Annotated in this window: 15 protein-coding genes, 1 tRNA gene and 1 pseudogene; 5 read left to right on the forward strand and 12 right to left on the reverse strand. The window is 43.5% G+C overall.

All coding sequences use genetic code 11. The features are described 5' to 3' along the window. The first annotated feature begins 32 nt into the window (after window positions 1-32). Window positions 33-1,272 (forward strand): annotated as a pseudogene (locus ABF487_RS04750) (aminopeptidase). Window positions 1,273-1,311: 39 nt separating this feature from the next. On the opposite strand, the gene secG reads toward ABF487_RS04750, so the two are convergent. Together secG and gap are read right to left on the reverse strand one after the other, a co-directional pair. After that, the gene (gene secG, locus ABF487_RS04755) at window positions 1,312-1,548 is read right to left on the reverse strand and encodes a preprotein translocase subunit SecG (RefSeq protein WP_415634668.1); all 237 of its coding nucleotides are present in this window, start codon (window positions 1,546-1,548) and stop codon (window positions 1,312-1,314) included. 120 nt (window positions 1,549-1,668) lie between these two features. Further along, window positions 1,669-2,694: a type I glyceraldehyde-3-phosphate dehydrogenase gene (gene gap / locus ABF487_RS04760; protein WP_415624893.1), complete on the reverse strand. Its 1,026-nt coding sequence runs from the start codon at window positions 2,692-2,694 to the stop codon at window positions 1,669-1,671. A gap of 214 nt (window positions 2,695-2,908) precedes the next feature. On the opposite strand from gap, the gene ABF487_RS04765 reads away from it, so the two are divergent. Next, window positions 2,909-2,981: transfer RNA gene (locus ABF487_RS04765), tRNA-Arg, on the forward strand. Window positions 2,982-3,046: 65 nt separating this feature from the next. On the opposite strand, the gene ABF487_RS04770 is transcribed toward ABF487_RS04765, so the two are convergent. Next, window positions 3,047-4,108: an LCP family protein gene (locus ABF487_RS04770; RefSeq protein WP_415634669.1), complete on the reverse strand. Its 1,062-nt coding sequence runs from the start codon at window positions 4,106-4,108 to the stop codon at window positions 3,047-3,049. 95 nt (window positions 4,109-4,203) lie between these two features. Between ABF487_RS04770 and ABF487_RS04775 the strand changes: the two genes are divergently transcribed. Next, complete coding sequence (locus tag ABF487_RS04775; protein ID WP_415634670.1) at window positions 4,204-5,106, forward strand: LysR family transcriptional regulator; 903 nt, start codon at window positions 4,204-4,206, stop codon at window positions 5,104-5,106. Window positions 5,107-5,159: 53 nt separating this feature from the next. On the opposite strand, the gene ABF487_RS04780 is transcribed toward ABF487_RS04775, so the two are convergent. Next, complete coding sequence (locus tag ABF487_RS04780; protein WP_415624953.1) at window positions 5,160-5,534, reverse strand: DUF1634 domain-containing protein; 375 nt, start codon at window positions 5,532-5,534, stop codon at window positions 5,160-5,162. A 2-nt stretch (window positions 5,535-5,536) separates the two neighbouring features. Then, window positions 5,537-6,367, reverse strand: coding sequence for a sulfite exporter TauE/SafE family protein (locus ABF487_RS04785; RefSeq protein ID WP_415624954.1), 831 nt, complete (start codon window positions 6,365-6,367; stop codon window positions 5,537-5,539). Between the two features lie 451 nt (window positions 6,368-6,818). Between ABF487_RS04785 and ABF487_RS04790 the strand changes: the two genes are divergently transcribed. Further along, window positions 6,819-7,460, forward strand: coding sequence for a carbonic anhydrase family protein (locus tag ABF487_RS04790; protein ID WP_415632612.1), 642 nt, complete (start codon window positions 6,819-6,821; stop codon window positions 7,458-7,460). After that, window positions 7,457-8,101 carry an NAD-dependent epimerase/dehydratase family protein gene (locus tag ABF487_RS04795; RefSeq protein WP_415634671.1) on the forward strand — a complete coding sequence of 215 codons (645 nt, stop codon included), beginning with the start codon at window positions 7,457-7,459 and terminating at the stop codon, window positions 8,099-8,101. The genes ABF487_RS04790 and ABF487_RS04795 overlap by 4 nt, the downstream gene beginning before the upstream one ends. Before the next feature lie 16 nt (window positions 8,102-8,117). On the opposite strand, the gene ABF487_RS04800 is transcribed toward ABF487_RS04795, so the two are convergent. The 7 genes from ABF487_RS04800 to ABF487_RS04830 form a co-directional block, all read right to left on the reverse strand. Then, window positions 8,118-8,498, reverse strand: coding sequence for a hypothetical protein (locus tag ABF487_RS04800; protein ID WP_263779898.1), 381 nt, complete (start codon window positions 8,496-8,498; stop codon window positions 8,118-8,120). A gap of 113 nt (window positions 8,499-8,611) precedes the next feature. Further along, window positions 8,612-9,886, reverse strand: coding sequence for a solute carrier family 23 protein (locus ABF487_RS04805; RefSeq protein WP_263779897.1), 1,275 nt, complete (start codon window positions 9,884-9,886; stop codon window positions 8,612-8,614). A 155-nt stretch (window positions 9,887-10,041) separates the two neighbouring features. Next, window positions 10,042-10,677, reverse strand: a complete 636-nt coding sequence (locus ABF487_RS04810) for an NAD(P)H-binding protein (protein WP_263779896.1) — start codon at window positions 10,675-10,677, stop codon at window positions 10,042-10,044. Window positions 10,678-10,805: 128 nt separating this feature from the next. Beyond that, a complete protein-coding gene (gene uvrA, locus ABF487_RS04815; RefSeq protein WP_263779895.1) occupies window positions 10,806-13,679 on the reverse strand; it encodes an excinuclease ABC subunit UvrA in 2,874 nt (957 codons plus the stop codon). Window positions 13,680-13,761: 82 nt separating this feature from the next. Further along, window positions 13,762-14,493, reverse strand: a complete 732-nt coding sequence (locus ABF487_RS04820) for a glucose 1-dehydrogenase (RefSeq protein WP_007745549.1) — start codon at window positions 14,491-14,493, stop codon at window positions 13,762-13,764. Window positions 14,494-14,565: 72 nt separating this feature from the next. After that, on the reverse strand, window positions 14,566-16,587 hold the full coding sequence (gene uvrB, locus ABF487_RS04825; protein WP_007745547.1) for an excinuclease ABC subunit UvrB: 2,022 nt from the start codon (window positions 16,585-16,587) through the stop codon (window positions 14,566-14,568). A 71-nt stretch (window positions 16,588-16,658) separates the two neighbouring features. Continuing rightward, entirely contained in the window at window positions 16,659-18,704 is a 2,046-nt protein-coding gene (locus tag ABF487_RS04830; protein ID WP_415634672.1) for a hypothetical protein, read from the reverse strand. Between the last annotated feature and the right edge of the window lie 59 nt (window positions 18,705-18,763).

The following is an 18,763-nucleotide window of genomic DNA, read 5'->3' on the forward strand; positions in this document are numbered from 1 at the left end:
CCAACCAAAACGTTGCCGTCAGGGAGAAAAATATGTTTCCAGCATTGAATAAACAAATCGACAAGTTTGCTGATCTGATTATCAAGAAAGGTGCTCATGTAGCGCCCAGGCAGACAGTCGTAGACAGTCGTTATCTACTCGAATACAGAAACTGATTATTTTGCTGAAAAATTGGTCAAGCGCGCCTATCAAGCCGGTGCTGTGCAGGTATGGCACAATGCACTAGAAACAAGGGAATTTTATTTGCATGCGAGTCCGGCAGTCATTAGTGAAACGCCCGAATACTTAAAAGTCTGGGGCGACGATCTGGTTGGTCGGAAAAACGCGACAAGAATTTCAATTATGTCTGACAACCCTGATAATTTAAGCGGTATTGACCCTCAAGTGATTGCCAATAGGCGACAAGCTTTACGGCCGGCGTTAAAAACGGTCGCTCAAAAAACGACTGCCGATGTTATTTCCTGGCTTGTCGTGGCAGCGCCTTCTATTGCTTGGGCAGAAAAAGTATTTCCGGATTTGCATGGTCAAGAAGCTGCAGAACGCCTTTGGCAGGAAATTTTAAAAACAGTCCGCATCAGTGAAGATAATGATCCAATCGCCGAATGGGATCAGCATGTCGCTGAATTAAAAGCCCATGCTGATTGGCTGACAGAACAGAATTTTAAAGAACTGCGTTACAAGTCGGCCAAAAGTGATTTTACGATTGGCTTAGCAGAGCACCATCGTTGGGAGGCTGCTAGTTCAGTCGATCAAAGTGGTAATCCTTTTATTCCTAATATGCCAACTGAAGAAGTCTTTACAGCGCCGGATAACCGCCATATTGACGGTACAATTGCTTCAACGCTGCCATTAAGCTACAGTGGCAATCTGATTCAAGATATTGTTCTGCAAGTCAAAAATGGCCAGATTGTTAAAGCACAAGCTTCAAGCGGTGAGGCCGTATTAAAAGACCTGATCGCTACAGATACCGGCTCGCATTCTTTTGGCGAAGTTAGTCTCGTTCCCTTCCACTCGCCGATTAATGATGCAGGTGTCTTGTTCTATAACACATTATTTGACGAAAATGCCTCAGACCATGTTGCTATCGGCCAGGCATACAACACTAATATTCAAAAGGGTGAAGAACTTGATGAGAGGACACTTGCATCATATGGCTGGAATCAAAGCGATGTACATGTGGATTTCATGATCGGTTCTAGCGATATGGCTATTGACGGTGTCACACAAGACGACCGTATTATTCCAGTATTCAGAAATGGTGATTGGGCATAAAAAAAGCGATTCTGAATGGAATCGCTTTTAATTTGCTTATTATCTATTTTGCAAAAGCATTAACAGCAAGCCTAGGATCAACCAAATGCCGCCAAGGATTGCTGTAATTCTTTTCATGACAGCCTCAAAGCCACGTGACTTTTGTGCCTGAAAGAGGTCGCTGGCGCCGCCTGACAAAGCATTCAATGCGTCCTGCTGTTTGCTGGGCTGCATCATAATACAAATAATCAAGATGATACCGATAATGACTAATGCTGTTAAAATCAACTGTGCCATACTCCATTCAGTATATCAGATTGATTCCGTTTGACAAAGAGCATTGTGCAGAAACAAAAAACCTCGGAAAAACCGAGGTTCTAATCAATACAATTTATGGCTCATCTTATCTATATAAAATTAGTCTAATTTTGCAAAGTGGAGCAAAGTGCGGACCATGTTGGATGTGAAACCGTATTCGTTGTCATACCATGAAACAGTCTTAACCAACTGGAAATCACCACCAGCGACGATCTGAGTCTGAGTTGGGTCAAAAACAGCACCGTGAGTATCGTTGATGATATCAGAAGAGACAATTTCATCATCGTTCCAACCAAAGCTTTCGTTGCCCTTTGTATATTCTTTAAAGGCATCGTTCACTTCTTCGACAGTAACTTTCTTTGACAAAATACTTGTCAATTCAGTCACAGAACCATCGATAACTGGAACACGCTGAGCATGACCGTTCATCTTGCCGTCAACTTCAGGAACAACCAAACCAATAGCCTTGGCAGCACCACTGCTATGAGGAATCGTGTTGGAAGCAGCTGTACGGTTAGAACGCTTCTTAGAACCGCGAGGTCCATCAAGGATCATCTGAGTAGAAGTGTAGGCATGAACAGTCGTCATTGTACCAACTTCAACACCAAACTTGTCTTGCAGCAAACGTGCCATTGGTGCCAATGACTGGGTCGTGCAAGAACCAGCAGAAACAATTGTATCGGCAGATGTCAGAATGTCTTGGTTAACACCGTAAACAACTGTTGGTACAGCGCCGGCTGGGGCAGAAATTAATACACGCTTAGCACCGGCATCGATATGAGCCTGTGCTTTTTCTTTGGAAGTGTAGAATCCAGTACACTCAAGAACATATTCAACACCATCGTTCTTAACCCAAGGAAGGTTGTGAGCATCTCTTTCAGAATAGATATGATAGTCTTTGCCGTTAACCGTCAAAGTAGCTGTCTCATCATTAGCTGAAACATCGGCGTTCAATGTGCCATGAGTGGTATCGTACTTGAGCAGATAAGCCAGCATTGAAGGCGTTGTTAAATCGTTGATCGCAACAACTTCAATATCAGAGGCTTCATCTTGTAACTCAAGGATCCGACGGAAAGCCAAACGGCCAATACGTCCGAATCCATTAATACCAATCTTTACAGTCATAGAAAATTTTCTCCTCTTATGAATATTTGGATATTGTCCGTAAATAGTATAACACGGGCTTTTGACAAAGCTTGACCATTAGCCCGTCTGACAAGCTTTTTTTGCCTTGACACAGGTTATACATTTCACAAAATCTTATTGGAAATACCACTTTGTCCAAAAGCCTGAAAACAAAAATAGATTTCCCTTCTTATCTAGTATAATAGTAATGTTCGCGCGAGTAGTGTAATGGATCATCACGTAGGATTCCGGTTCCTGAGATGAGGGTTCGATTCCCTCCTTGCGCATTTTTAGTTATCTTTATTGGCGATAATAAAAGCCTATAAACTGATTTTTTTCAGAAATTCCCCTATCAACGCTGTAGAATAGCAGCAACGTCCGATGGAATAATAAGAGAGTCGCTGTTTCCCATCAATGCAGGACCAGTGACAGCTGGCTTGATATTTAAAGCCCGCCTAATTTCATCGGTTCCTGCCTGCTGATTCGTTTTCGATACAACTTGGAAAGACACGCCATCTTCCCAATCAGAGGTGCCTTGTATTGAGTATGATTGAACGTGTTTTTTGGCAGTCGCATAATTTTTGGCGATCAAAAGGAAATCATTCAGCGCCAAATTAGTCTTCACATTTGAAGTCAGAGAATTAACAAAAGAACTGGTTAAAAAAACAGTCGGATTTTTTGCTTTGTTTAAAAGTGCCTGAATCACGAGTCTTTGTCTCTGGGTTCGACCATAATCGCCCAGCGGATCATCATAACGCATTCTCGTGAAAGCCAAAGCGGCTTGTCCATCCATACGCTGATATTCGGTCCAATTAGTACCGTCGCTGCTGTGATAGTAAGTGGATGATCCCTTGATGAAACGATAAATGTCATTACCCGTATCGTGAGCAGTATACGGATTATAAGAAAAATTCAGAGGCGATTTCACCTGGACGCCGCCTACTTGATCCACCATTTTGATTAATCCGCCCATATTAACCAGCGCCACAAAATTGATTGGCACATTTAAATAATGCGAAACATCAGACACAGTCTGCTTGAGGTTAGTAAAAGTATAGACTGAATTTATTTTTTGTGGAAAAGTATTCTCTAATCCGGGAATTGCCACCATCGTATCTCTTGGAATAGAAACGAGCGTCGTCCTTCTCTTTTGCTCATTAACTGTTACTAGCATCATAGAATCAGTTCTGCCTTTGTCGGTTCGGTTCAAATCACCAGTATCGGTGCCCAAGAGCAGGATCGAAAAGGGCTTTTTACTATTTAGAAGTTTATTGTTATGTGCAGACTGTACTTTATCTGTTAATCCAAGGCTTGTTTTTTTAAAGGATTGAGACAAGTTCAAAAAATGATATCCAAGCAGCAATAAGGCTGCTATGAAAATAAAAATGAAAATTCTTGATCTAATTTTGTGCATCGTTTTTCCTTTCCGTGAGATCTAGAATGGCTATATGTTGGCTTGCCTGCGGCATCACGCGGCCAAAATCGTTAAACTTATTTTGAGGTTTTCTTATGAATTTAAAGCAATTAAAGTATTTTGTCGTCATCTGTGAAGAAGGACAGATCACGGCCGCGGCAAAACAATTGCATATCAAGCAGCCGCTTTTGAGTTATGAAATTAAGCAATTAGAGCAGGAACTAGATACTAGTTTATTTGTCAGAGGCCCGAGAGGAATTTCTCTGACCGATGCCGGCAAGATTTTCAAACCATATGCTGAACAAATAACTGAGTTATCCAGGGTCGCTCAAGGCAAGGTACAGTACCTGCATAAAGGTATTTCCGGGTCATTATCAATTGGAAGCGTCTCATCTTCAATAAATAAGCTGCCGAATCTCAACTTGCTGCAACTTAAAAAATACTATCCCAATATCAGCATCAATATCATAGAGGGTAATACGTATAAATTACTAGGTTACCTGGAAAAGGGATTGATTGATCTAGCAATTTTGCGGACTCCTTTTTCAAGTAATGGCGTGATCGGTTATTATTTTGATAAAGAACCAATGATTGCAGCTTCGTGGGCAGACCCAGGTCAGGTGGATCGGGCAGAGACATCATCCAGTGTTGAGTTAAAAGATCTCGCCAATGTTCCCTTAATCATCTATAGAAGATTTGAAGAAGTTATAAAAGGTGCCTTTGCCGATGCCGGTTTGAAGCCGCTGATTGTGGTCCGCTGTGATGACGCCAGAACAGCATTGGATTGGGCTAAATGCGGCTTCGGTATTGCCCTAGTACCGCATTCTGCAATCCTGCAAATTCAAGAGCAGCGAGATCGGCATTTCCATATGCGGAAAATACAGGCGAAAAGCTTGGAAACACAATTAGCTGTTATGTGGCGGCGAAACGAACCCTTTAGTCCCTTGATGGAGAATTTCTTAGAACTCTTTATCGGCCGCCAGTCACATAAATCGTGACACTGGCTGCCATGATTTCGCCAATGTGCCGATAGATAATAGGTGCAAACATTTTACATTTCTGCAAAACCTAAGGCCATACCGCAAAAAAGAATAATCAATACCAAAGTCGTAATGTAGCCATACAATTTATCCCCGCCTCTAAAAAATGCATAAATTGAGGCTGCCACTCTTAAAACAGGGGTCAAAATCAATAAAAAGAGACCAAGCATAATAATGGCGTAAGGCTCTAAACTGCATAAGTCATGCACCAAACTAGTCAACGAAGTTGGCAGCGTGTTTGCTTGTTGGTTTTGCTGCAGGGAAAGTATGATAACGCCGATAGTGATGATGGTTCCCGAAAGGATAACACCTATTCTTAAAATTTTGCCAATCACAATTTCGATGCTTGTCATCTCGCTTGTTTTTGTTGTATCTTCTTCAACCATAGTTAAAATCCTCTGAACATCATCTGCAGGCCCATATATGCTAATACAGGAATGAAAATCATCCTGATAGTTCGAGCTTTCAGATACAACATAATTCTCGATCCAATAAGTGCGCCAATTAAAATACCAATTGATAACGGGCCGGCGATCTCTGGGCGAATTGATCCATTGAAGAAATAAATCATCGCACTCGCAGACGCCGTGACACCAATCATCAGATTGCTCGTTGCACTGGATGGTTTGATCGGCATTCCCATAATCGTATCCATGGCGAGCACCTTAAATGCGCCACTTCCTATCCCTAGTAAGCCGCTAGCTATACCTGCGCCATACATCATCGCAAAACCACCCGGAACATGCGAAACTTGATAATGAATCATTCGCTGAGACGGTTTATCATAATAAGTATCGTCCAATCTCAATTTACGCGAGATAGCATCTGCCTGTACCTGATCTTTCGTCTCTTTTTTTGCCCTCAATTTTTTAATCATATTGACAGCTGAAAAAACTAATAAAGCGCCAAATAAAACAAATAAAAAGCCTTTTGGAACAACGCCTGACAACAGCGCTCCTGAGATAGCGCCAATAGTTGTAGCTATCTCAAGAAACATTGCCACTCTCAAATTCAGCATTCGATCTCGCAAAAACGAAACTGCTGCTCCGGAACTTGTCGCAATAACAGCAATAATGCTTGCGCCAATGGCATATTTGATAGGTACTCCCATCATAATAGTTAATATAGGCGTTGCGATAATGCCACCTCCTAGACCTAACACGGCTCCAAAAACACCAGCAAGAAGGCCTACTAACAATAAAATTTCAATACTAGTCATTTTTCTCTCCTTAATATCGAACTCGGTAAATTGTCTTCAACTATGAAGAATTCGTGCCTTCATTGTTAATCACCTTTTGAAAATATAATTTTTCCAAAATATGCTGGTTGATGTCAGGAATCAAGTCTATGTGGATTTTTGCCAATTCAATATGCATGAAACAGCTCCTATTACGAACAGATATTCATCCACGTTACACAACGGAAGATAATGAACACGTATCACCATACGTTCGCCAATCATTCTATATCTAAAATTCATAAAATATAGGCATGTATAATATGTATTTTTTTGATATCTAGGTAGATAAACGTTCAAACTATCTTAGTTCACAAAAAAGAAGCATCTCGCTTCTTAAATAAATGTCCTGTTTTGGTCGGAGTGGCATAATTTGTCTATAGGCTGCCGGATAGACGGTCCGTAGATTGTTTTTCAAATTGGAGGGCGCCGCATGGCAAAACTTAATTATGAAGATCAAGAGAATTGGCCGTTTGAAGGCGGGAAACGGCAGTCGCCGATTGATTTGCACTTTGCTCAAGCTAAAAAAATGCCATCAGCTGCGGATTTGCAGCTGGCCTACAGTCAAGTGGCCAGCTACGCTAAAGATACGGGGCGCGGCATCGAAGTTGGATCATCTGGCCAAGCCATGATTAATCAGCGGCCATTTAGTTTACAGCAGTTTCATTTTCACGCACCCAGCGAACACTTGCTTGACGGACAGGATTTTCCGGCCGAAGTTCATTTTGTTCATGAAGCAGCAGATGGCCAGCTGGCAGTGATTGCCGTTTTCCTGACTGTTGGGCAAACATCCCCAGCAATTACCTCGATCCTGCATCAACTAGGTGCCTCAGAGAAATTTGCCTGTGATGTCGAAAAACTGCTGCCAAAAGACCGTTCTTACTTTCATTATTTAGGCTCTCTGACCACACCACCATTGACCGAAACGGTGGAATGGTATGTGATGACGCACCCTGTCGAATTATCGGCCCTGCAGCTCAAAGAATTCCACCAGCTTTATGAACATAACAACCGAAAAATCCAAGCCATGAATGACCGGCCGCTGCTTTATTTTCAAGCCAAGGAGCCATCATGAAAGTACTGGTCTTTGGCGGCAGTGGTTTTGTCGGGCAGCAATTACTGAAAACTTTTCAAGCACAAGGCTGGCAAACGATCAGTGTTTCACGGCACGGCCGACCGAAAAAAGGTCAAGCGGCCTGGGCTGATGAAGTGACTTGGATCAAATCTGATGTGACAAAAGATCAGACTTGGCAGGATGCTGCTAAAAATACCGATTGGATCATTGATGCGATTGGTATTTTGTTTGAAAAACCCAAACAAGGCATCACCTATGAGAACGCGATTGTACTGCCCTTGCAGAAGATCGCTGGGTTTTTGCTTAAACAATCAAAGCCAGCCAGACTGATATTTATTTCTGCTAACAAAGCGCCTTTTGTCCTGAAAAAATATATGCAACATAAGATCGCGGCTGAAAGATTTTTGCAGCAGCCCGATTTTGCCAAGCTACAAAGCGTGATTATTTATCCAGGGCTGGTAATTGATGCTGCTAAACCTACCACGCTGATTGCTGAATGGGGCATTCACCTGCTGTACCGTCTACCCTTTTTAAAAAAATGGATCAGCGGCTATCTGCCCATCAAACGGACAATCTTAGCCGACGAAATTACCAAAGTCATGCGGGGCGGCAAATCAATTTTGACGCAACGGCGGCCATAACATGATTAAGAGGCTGTTATTTTCGTGCTTGCAAAGAGATTAGAATCAAACCGAGAATCCCCAAGCTCAGGCCCAAAAACATAAAGGAATAAATACTCAGCCAGACAGCTGAAACGAAAATCAATAAAATACTGCTGACAAAAACACTGGTAATATAGACAACCCGCATCTTTGCCCCCAAATTAACGAAGAGACAAACGATTTGAAAGATGTTTAACAGGGCTGTCAGAAAAGCAATCACAATCGACGACTTTGCCAGTAAATTTCCCGAAGACATCAAAGCATAATTATCACTTGCCGTTACAACAAGTGGATAAATAATCAGCAGTAGGCCAATGGCCACAATCAATTTCATAAACAACAGAAAGAATTTGAATAGTGTCTTGTCATTATACATATTGGACCTGCTTTCTCAGGAAATTCAACCGGTATCTATTCTTATTATATGGGTTGCACAAAAGGACTGTCTAGCAAAAAAGCCCGATTTCTCGGGCTTTTATAATAACTATTTTACTTTTCAGATGCTGCAACTTTAGGCAGAATCAAATTCAAGAGGATACCGATCACCGTTGCCAAAGCAACACCGGAAAAATCCAATCCGTTTGATAATTGCAGATGGAAATTACCAATACCGATAACAAGAATTGGTGCCGCTACCATCAGATTGCGTTTTTTTGAATAGTCAACTTTACTATCAACAATCACCTGCAGGCCGGCTGCCGCAATCACACCATAAAGCATGAATCCAACGCCACCGATAACCGCGCCAGGAACCGTCTCAATCAAAGCGGACAATTTACCGATAAAACTCAATAGAACAGCCAGGACAGCTGCGCCACCAATGACCCACACAGAGTAGACACGGCTCATCTGCATAACGCCAATGTTTTCCCCGTATGAAGTTACTGATGGGCCGCCAACCAATGATGCTGCAATTGAAGCTGTACCATCACCAGCCAATGTATGACTGAGTCCGGGATCTTTAAAGAAATTATGGCCTGTGATTTTATTCAGCACCATGATATGGCCCAAATGCTCGGAAATAGTAACCAGAGCTAGCGGCGCCATACTTAATACAGCTGAAGGATAAAACCTGCTGCTTTCAAAAATCGAGTTGAAGTTCGGAAGTGCAAACCAAGGTGCGGTCATCACACGGCTGAAATCAACCAAGCCAAACAACACCGCAAAAATATATCCAGTTATAATCCCTAACAGAACCGGAATCATCCCCATAAAACCCTTGAAACACATGTTGTATAAAATCGTGACAGCCAGCGTTAGCAAAGCAACAATAAAAATCTTAATATCGTATTTACTTGTTGCGGAGTTGATTGTGGCATTCTGAGCAGCGGTAGATGCCAAAGATAGACCGATCACCATGACAATCGGGCCAACGACCGAAGCCGGGAAAATTCTGTCAATCCAAGCAGATCCGGCTTTAGCAACAATCAAAGCGACAATCAAGTAAACAACACCAACTGATAGGACACCTTGCCCAACAGCTGGATAGCCGAAGGCTTTCATCAAACTGCCCATTGGAATGATAAAGGCAAAACTAGAACCCATGTAGGCCGGAATTTTTCCTCTAGTTATCAGCATGTGAAGCAGTGTACCAACACCTGACGAAAAAATTGCCACACCAGGATTTAAACCAACTAGCAGCGGTACCAGTACAGTCGCCCCGAACATACTGAACAAGTGCTGCAAACTTAAACCAAATAAAGCTGGAAATGGTGGTCGTTCATACAAGTCGTAGATAGAACCATTTGCGTGTTTCTCTTCCATAATTTCTCAATTCCTCTCGTTTTTGTGCTAAATAAGAAAAAACGCAACCGTTACCCAATAAATGGGCAAGGCTGCGTTAAAGCATCTGAATCACTTGTTTTCTATTTTTTTGCACTGAGAGTAATTAAAACAGTCCAATCCCAGCTTGTCAATAGTTATTTGTCAGCAACTGTAAAACGTTCGCCGATGAAGCGCGGTTCCTCAATTTCGTTAAGAATGGCTGTCGCAATATTGCCTGTCGTCACATGGGATTTGCCATCTTCAGCATAAATTAATTCATCCCGGCCGGTCATGTAATCGGAGGCCGGCCCATCGACAAATTCCTGCTGCGGCGAGATCGCTGTCCAATTCACATTTTGAGCATCGTGCTGTAAAACATAAAGTGCATCGACACCAAATTTCGGCTCATCGATCCAGGCCTCGTTATTAGCCAGCTTAGACAAGCTGTCGTATAAAAGTTGTCCGTCTTCTCTTTTAAGTGAGGAAGCACCTAAAATAAAGATAAAACGACTGTCGATTTTGCGGCCAATCCGTAACAAATAAGTCAAAGCATCAAAATTTTCAATCGGATGAGTATGATTGGCAAAAGCATTAATCACAACATCATAGCCGTGCAAGTTTGCCGCACCAATTTGATAGAGGCTCTTTTTAATAAAATAGCCTGGGCCAAGGAGTCCCTCAGCCTTATTTAAATCCCGCACAAAAGCTGTCACCTCATGCCCGCGTGCAATTGCCTCACGATAGATTGCTCTTCCTGCCATACCAGTCGCACCAATAATTGCAATCTTCATCTCCTCGAACCTCTTTTCTTCGTTCGCGAATTAATCATCAAAAACAAAAACAAAATTTGATTTTAAAAGAAACTGATTAAGACACCCAGAGCCGCTTAGCATCGTGAAAACGCACTCATGCCAACATTTTAACTCATTGCAATTTTTTGTTTATCTAATTTGGCCTGGCGGTCGCGATCACGCTTCATAATCGGTCCTAAATACTGGCCAGTATAAGAGGCTTTAACTTGAGCAACATCATCAGGCGTGCCCGTAGCGATGACTTGACCGCCGCCTTGGCCGCCTTCAGGGCCTAAATCAATCACCCAATCGGCTGTTTTGATGACATCCAAGTTATGTTCAATGACAAGCACCGTATTTCCAGCATCAACCAAACGATGCAGTACTTCTAAGAGCCGTTTAACATCATCAGTATGCAGGCCCGTGGTCGGCTCATCTAAAATATAAAAATTACGGCCAGATTGAATACGATGAAGCTCACTGGCTAATTTCATGCGCTGAGCTTCACCACCCGAAAGAGTCGTCGCAGACTGTCCCAATTGGACATAGCCTAGGCCGACATCCTTAATTGTCTGCAGTTTACGAGCAATTTTTGGTATTGCAGAAAAGAAAGGCAGCGCTTCATCAACCGTCATATCCAACACTTGGGCAATATTTTTACCTTTGTAGGTAACTTCCAAAGTCTCGGAATTGTAACGCGTACCGCCACAGACTTCACACGTGACGTAGACATCCGGCAGAAAGTTCATTTCGATTTTGATAATGCCGTCGCCTTGACAGTTTTCACAACGGCCGCCTTTCACATTGAAAGAAAAACGTCCCTTGGCATAACCACGCATCTTCGCTTCATTAGTCTGAGCAAACAAGCCGCGAATATCATCAAAAACACCCGTATAAGTTGCTGGATTTGACCGCGGTGTCCGACCAATCGGTGATTGATCAATGTCGATCACTTTTTCAATGTGTTCAAAACCTTTAATTGACTTATAGGCGCCGGGTTTTTCTGAGTTACCGTTAATTTTTTGTTTCAGCGCGCGTTTTAGAATCGAATTGACTAGCGTGGATTTACCCGACCCAGAAACACCAGTCACAGCGATGAATTTGCCCAAGGGAAATTTAACGTTGATCTTTTTTAGGTTGTTCTCGGCTGCCCCATCTATTTCGACAAACTCGCCATTGCCTGGATGGTGTTTTTCCGGTACTGGAATAAATTTCTTCCCCGACAGGTATTGGCCTGTAATGGATTTAGCCACGCGTTCTACTTGTTTAGGCGTACCGGCGGCCATGACTTCGCCACCTTTGTCGCCGGCACCCGGGCCAATATCAATCAAATAATCAGCCGCCCGCATCGTATCTTCGTCATGTTCGACAACAACGAGTGTGTTACCAAGGTCGCGCATCTTTTTGAGCGAATTCAAAAGCATATCATTGTCTCGCTGATGCAGTCCGATAGACGGCTCATCCAGTACGTAAAGGACACCTGATAAATTCGATCCAATCTGGGTGGCCAAACGAATTCGCTGGCTCTCTCCACCTGATAAGGTCCCGGCAGAACGGGAAAGCGTCAAGTAGCCCAAGCCAACTGACACGAGAAAACCCAAACGGTCGGAAATTTCTTTGGCAATCGGTGCGGCGATTTCTTGATCGTTTTTACCTAATTTCAATGCTTTGAAAAAAGACAATTCATCGGAAACTGCCAGATCCACCACTTGCCCAATATTCAAATGATGAATTTTCACTGATAGCGCTGCCGGGTTCAAACGATAACCGCCACAAGCCGGGCAGGACATCTCCGCCATATATTGACTCATCACATCCCTTGTAAATTCAGAATTAGAGTCGTTAAAACGCCGCTGAATATTATTCAAAACGCCTTCAAATTCAGTATCAACATCACGAACTCCGCCGAAATCATTTTCATAATGGAAATGAAATGTCTTCTTGCCAGTGCCATTCAGCACCATGTCACGCTGTTTTTTTGGTAATTTGCGCCAAGGCGTGTCTTCATTAATACCATTCTGCTCGGCAAACTGTGACAACATAGACGGATAGTAATTAGAAGAAATAGGGTTCCAAGGCGCAATTGCGCCTTGCCTAATCGAAAGCGAGTCATCCGGAACCACAAGATCAATATCAACTTTGCGCAGCACACCCAACCCTTGGCAGACTGGGCAGGCACCCATTGGTGCGTTAAAAGAAAACAATCTCGGTTCCAAACGGCCGACACGAAAATCCTTTAAAGCACCCGAATAATGGTCAGAAAATTTCATCGTTGACCCGTCGACTTCTTCAACGGTTACCTTGCCATCCGCGATTCGAGTTGCGGCCTCCATAGCATCATAAAGGCGGGATCGCGAACCAGCTTTTAAGATGATGCGGTCAATCATGATCTCAATCGTATGACTGCTTTCACGATTCAAAGACAAGTTTTGTTCTTCATCCAGCTCAACAATCTCACCATCAATACGGGCACGAATATAACCCAATTTTTTGGCATTTTTCAGAGATTGTTCATGCGTACCGGGCTGATTTTCGATAATTGGCGCAAAAATCTGCAAGCGGGAGCGCTCAGGCAGTTTTAGCACTTTTTCAACCATCTGGTCGACAGTCACCATCACGATTGTGCCGTCTTTAGGTGCATCCGGCCGGCCGATTCGTGCAAACAGCAAACGCAGGTAGTCATTAATTTCCGTGACAGTTCCGACCGTCGACCGAGGATTATTATTGGTCGTCTTCTGATCAATAGAAATGGCCGGCGACAGTCCTTCAATCGAGTCGACATCGGGTTTTTCCATCTGACCTAAAAACTGCCGAGCATAGGCTGACAGACTCTGCACATAGCGGCGCTGCCCCTCAGCATACAAGGTGTCAAAAGCCAAGCTGGACTTGCCAGATCCAGATAGGCCGGTCAGGACAGTCAGGCTGTCGCGCGGAATATCAACATCAATGTTTTTTAAATTGTGGGAACGCGCCCCGCGAATCGAAATGTATTTCTTCACCATAGATAATATTTTAAGGCTTTTTGCTACAAAAAAAGCGAACATTTGTTCGCTTTAAGAAATCATTGATGATTATTCGCAGAAACTAAGCCATGATGCCGCCATCGGCAACAAATTCAGCGCCGGTCGTAAAGGCACTTTCGTCGGAGGCGAGATAAGTCGCCAGTTTGGCAATATCTTTCGGCTGTCCCAAATGGCGCATCGGGGTCATAGCAATCACGCTTGCCCGCATCTCATCAGGAATAATATCTGTATCAATCCAACCTGGGTGAATGGAATTGACACGAATCTTTTTGCCCATTTGCAGAGCTTCCAAAGCAGCAGCTTTGGTCAATAAGCGCGTACCACCTTTCGATGCAGAATAGTCAGCGGCACCAGGCAGACCTCGCAAACCTGCAACCGAAGAGACGTCAACAATTGAACCCGGCTCGGACATTTGTTTGAAAGCAAAATGAACGCCAAGAAAATTCCCGGACAAATTGATAGACTGTGTCCAGTTAAATTCGGCCAATGACATTTCTGCCAAAGGTTTCCCGACGCCGCCAACACCGGCGTTATTCACAAGAATGTCGAATTTGCCGAATTTTTCAATCGTGCTGTCGACCACTTTTTTCCAGTCAGCTTCTTTGCTGACATCCTGCTGAATAAATAAGGCATCAGGACCGAGTTTTGAAGCTGCCTGTTGGCCCTTTTCGCCATTGCGTCCTGTGATAACGACTTTTGCGCCTTCCGCAATGAAATCAGCGGCAATTGCTTCACCAATCCCACCATTGCCACCCGTGATAATTGCTACTTTGCCTTTTAAACGATCAACCATAGCTGTATCCTCCAAATTTGTGAATAAATTTACTTTACGGTCTAATTATACAGCTTTGCCTAAATCCAGCGTTTACTTTTTCTTCAGCTTGTTTTTGAACTCGATAACAGCATCCCGCAACTGAGCAGCCTCTTCAAAGTCCATACGCTTGGCAGCGGCCTTCATCTGATCAGTCAGGCTTTGAATCATTTCCCGCTGATCAGCAGCAGGCATATCAGCAAAGGCGACCTGAGTGAGATCCATCTTGGACTCATCACTTGAAGCAACTTCGTGTGAAATAGCAATGGCACCGCGAATTGGTTTTTTGATCGTCATCGGCGTAATGTGGTGTTTTTCGTTGTAAGCAATTTGGATCTTCCGGCGTCGAGCGGTTTCATCAATGGCTTTTTGCATGTTTTCTGTGATTTTGTCCGCATACATAATCACATGCCCGTTCGAATTACGCGCGGCACGCCCGATCGTCTGGATCAATGACCGCTCGTTGCGCAAAAAGCCATCTTTATCAGCATCTAAGATTGCGACAAGGCTGACTTCGGGAACATCCAAACCTTCACGCAGCAGATTAATCCCGACCAGCACATCGAATTTGCCCAAACGCAGATTACGCAATATTTCCGATCGTTCTAAGGTCTTAATATCGCTGTGCAAGTACTGAACTTTCACGCCATTTTCCTTCAAATACGAGGTTAAATCTTCGGACATGCGCTTGGTCAATGTCGTAATAAAGACACGCTCGTCTTTTTTGGCACGTTCATTGATCTCGCCAAGGAGATCATCAATCTGGCCCATGATCGGCCGCACTTCAATTTCCGGGTCCAAAAGACCAGTCGGCCGAATAATCTGTTCAGCAATATGTTCAGGAGCCACACGTGCTAGTTCATAATCACCAGGTGTTGCCGACATATAAATAATCTGGTTCACATGCTTTTCAAATTCATTTAATTTGAGCGGGCGATTATCCAAAGCCGAGGGCAGACGAAAACCATAATCTACTAAGGTCTTTTTTCGTGCCTGGTCGCCATTAAACATACCGCGAACCTGCGGCATTGTCACATGACTCTCATCAACGACTAAAAGAAAATCCTTCGGGAAGAAATCCAGCAGTGTGAAAGGTGGTTCCCCTTGTTTTCGGCCGTCCATCCAACGCGAATAGTTTTCAATGCCGTTTGTATAACCCATTTCCAGCAGCATTTCGATATCGTATTCAGTCCGCTGCTTGATACGCTGCGCTTCCAGCAATTTTCCCTGCTGTTCAAATTTTTTCACCGATTCAACCATTTCCTGGCGGATGCCATCGGTAGCCGTCTTTAAAATATCATCGTTAGTCATGAAATGTTTGGCTGGGAATATTGAAATAAAGTCATCCTCCAATAAAATCTCGCCAGTCAGCGGATTAATCTCTCGAATACGGTCAACCTCGTCCCCGAAAAATTCGACACGAATCGCTTTTTCATCTTCTGAAGCCGGGAATATTTCGACGACATCCCCGCGGACACGAAAAGTACCACGGGCAAAATCAATATCGTTTCGCACATATTGGATGTCGATTAAGTGGCGCATGAGATTATCGCGCCCATATTCATCCCCGACACGCAGGCTGATCACGTGATCTTTATACTGGCGCGGATCGCCCAAACCAAAAATCGACGAAACAGAAGCTACGACAATTGTGTCATTACGCGACAGGAGACTGCTGGTGGCACTGTTTCGCAGCTTATCAATCTCATCATTAATGCTGGCATCTTTTTCAATATAGGTATCCGAAGAAGGCACGTAGGCTTCCGGCTGGTAATAATCATAGTAAGAAACAAAATACTCGACTGCATTATCCGGGAAGAAGCTTTTCATCTCGCCATAAAGCTGGCCGGCCAGGGTCTTATTATGGGACAAGATCAAAGTCGGCTTGTTGGCAGCAGCAATCACGTTTGAAATCGTAAAAGTCTTGCCTGTGCCTGTAGCACCCAACAAAATCTGTTCTTTAATACCATTTTTAAGTCCGTCAGTCAGCTGCTTAATCGCGGTCGGCTGGTCACCAGTCGGCTGGTATTGACTATTTAATTTAAAATTTCCAGGTAAACGCGTTTCCAATTCCATAGTTCCATTATCGCATTTTTCGTTAGAGCTTTGAACTGGCGTTCCCCTACCACATATTAAATTTAACGAAATTATTTTTTCAGAACTTCAAAGGTATAGATCAGATAACGATCTTGGAAATGACTACCTGACATTGGCTGCATTGATAAAGGATATCCGTGTCCGGCCTGCGAAACGATCCCAATCGCATGACGGGTGTTATTGTGCCAAGTTATCAGATAACGGCCAGGCCGGAAACGATATTGAAGATGAACCCAAGTTTTATTCTTAGCAAAATGACCTTTTTTAAAAATGATTCTGCCTTGATAACGAATGGTTAATTCGCCGAACTGTTTTTGTTCACGCATGATACGCAGACGCGTAAAACGGCTTCCAGAAATAGTCACTGCTTGCGACACCGACTGCCCAGGACGGATTCTTTTGTCTTCCCGATCATAGCCGGCACCGTAATTAGAATAGTTGCCTAAAACCGGCAGAAAAGTTTGTTTGGCCAAACGATCATCAGGATCTCCGTCGATGACCTGCTGATTCAAATTAACCAAATCAATATCAAAGGCTGCCGCTGCTGCTCCAGCAGCAGAGACAAGAGTCAGCAAAATGAGCGTGATCAAAGTTAATCTAGATTCCGATAATTTGTTCGCTGTTGTGTTCTCTTTGGTTGGCTGGATGGCCAGCAGCAGAATCGGCAAAATGGCAATTTCACCGTAACGGCCGTTCACTTCCCAAAGCAGCGCATAAAAAGACAGCCCGGCTAAGGGCAGAATGATGTTGACAAAAGCGGCCGCAGAAGCCTGATCGTCGTATTGTGACTGAAACAGACGTTTTTTAAGTTTCCAAAAAGCCAGTGCAAAAATCGCGATATAAGATGCACGGGACAATGTCGATACTGCATTGTTGATCAGCTGGGCATGATTTTCATAAAAAGGCGGCGCGAGAATAAAACCCGTATGATAACGATCAAAAATATTTCCCGCATAAAGCAGCACAGCGAATTTTTGAATAAATTGTCTTAAAAGGCCAAGGGGGCCTTCCTGTTTGATCCGATTTAGCAGACGGCGGCCGGCGACGCGGCTGCGCTGAGACTTGTTAGGCAGGGCGGCCATTTGGTTGACATCCTGCTGATTATACTGGCCCGCAGAAACTTGATTAAGCCCCATTGACATCCAATGCGCGATGGGAAATTCGTAACGAGAACTGCTGGAAAAATGGTAACTGTTTGCCAACCTGGTATTAATTGGAAAAGAGAGCGCGATCACAGCAAAAAGGACCAAAAAAAGTTTGAGTACGGGCGCAAAGGCACGATTTCGGTAGTAAAACAAGAAAAGCATTAATAGTAAAATAGCCGGCAGAACCACGATAAAACTGGCTTTGCTGCTCATACCAAAATAAAAAATCACAGCTGACGGCAGCAGCAGTTTCCATGACAGGCGTTTCTTTTCGATCGCATACTGCAGTAAAAAAAGAGCCAGTGCCCAAGTGATCATCGCAGGCAGGTCCGTATACAGAATCCACAGATTATAGCTGTAAAGCATTGGCAGACAGAAAAAAAGCATAGCAGCTAAATTCAAATACCGAATTTTTTTCGTCGCCTGATAAACATTCAACAGACACAAAGCCAAGAATACATTCAATAACGTAAAGGAAATGACTGACTGAATCGCAAATTTATCCAATAAAATGAAATGGCCCAAGCGGACGGCCCAGCTGTAAAAGATAGTTGGTGAAACAATCTGCGGATATTGGGCAAAATAAATCCCCCACCGTCCCTGCCTGCCGTTTGCTAAATCATAGGCGAACGAGCGCAGGCGGAAAGGGTCATGAATAAGTGACGGAATAAAGTTCCGCAACAAATAGATTTCCAATAAGGCAAATAGCAACAACAGGCCAATTAAAATGCCGCGGTTGGCCGCCAAACTGCATTTTTTAAAAAACTGATAGGCTTTTCTGAATAATAGCAGCAGCAATGCAGACAGCAGCAAGACTAAGAAGTTGCCTGGCAAAAAGCTGCCATTTCCGGACATAAAAGTATTAACAACGACACCCGTTAATAAAATAAACAGTAAAATAGCGGTTAACGCCCGGTATATATACCGAAATGAATTCTTTTCCTGACTCACAATAATTAAAGTATAGGATAAAAAAACGCCTCAAAAATGAGACGTTTGTTCAACATAGC

This window comes from Oenococcus sp. (assembly GCF_047725585.1).
Taxonomy (GTDB): Bacteria; Bacillota; Bacilli; order Lactobacillales; family Lactobacillaceae; genus Oenococcus; species Oenococcus kitaharae_A.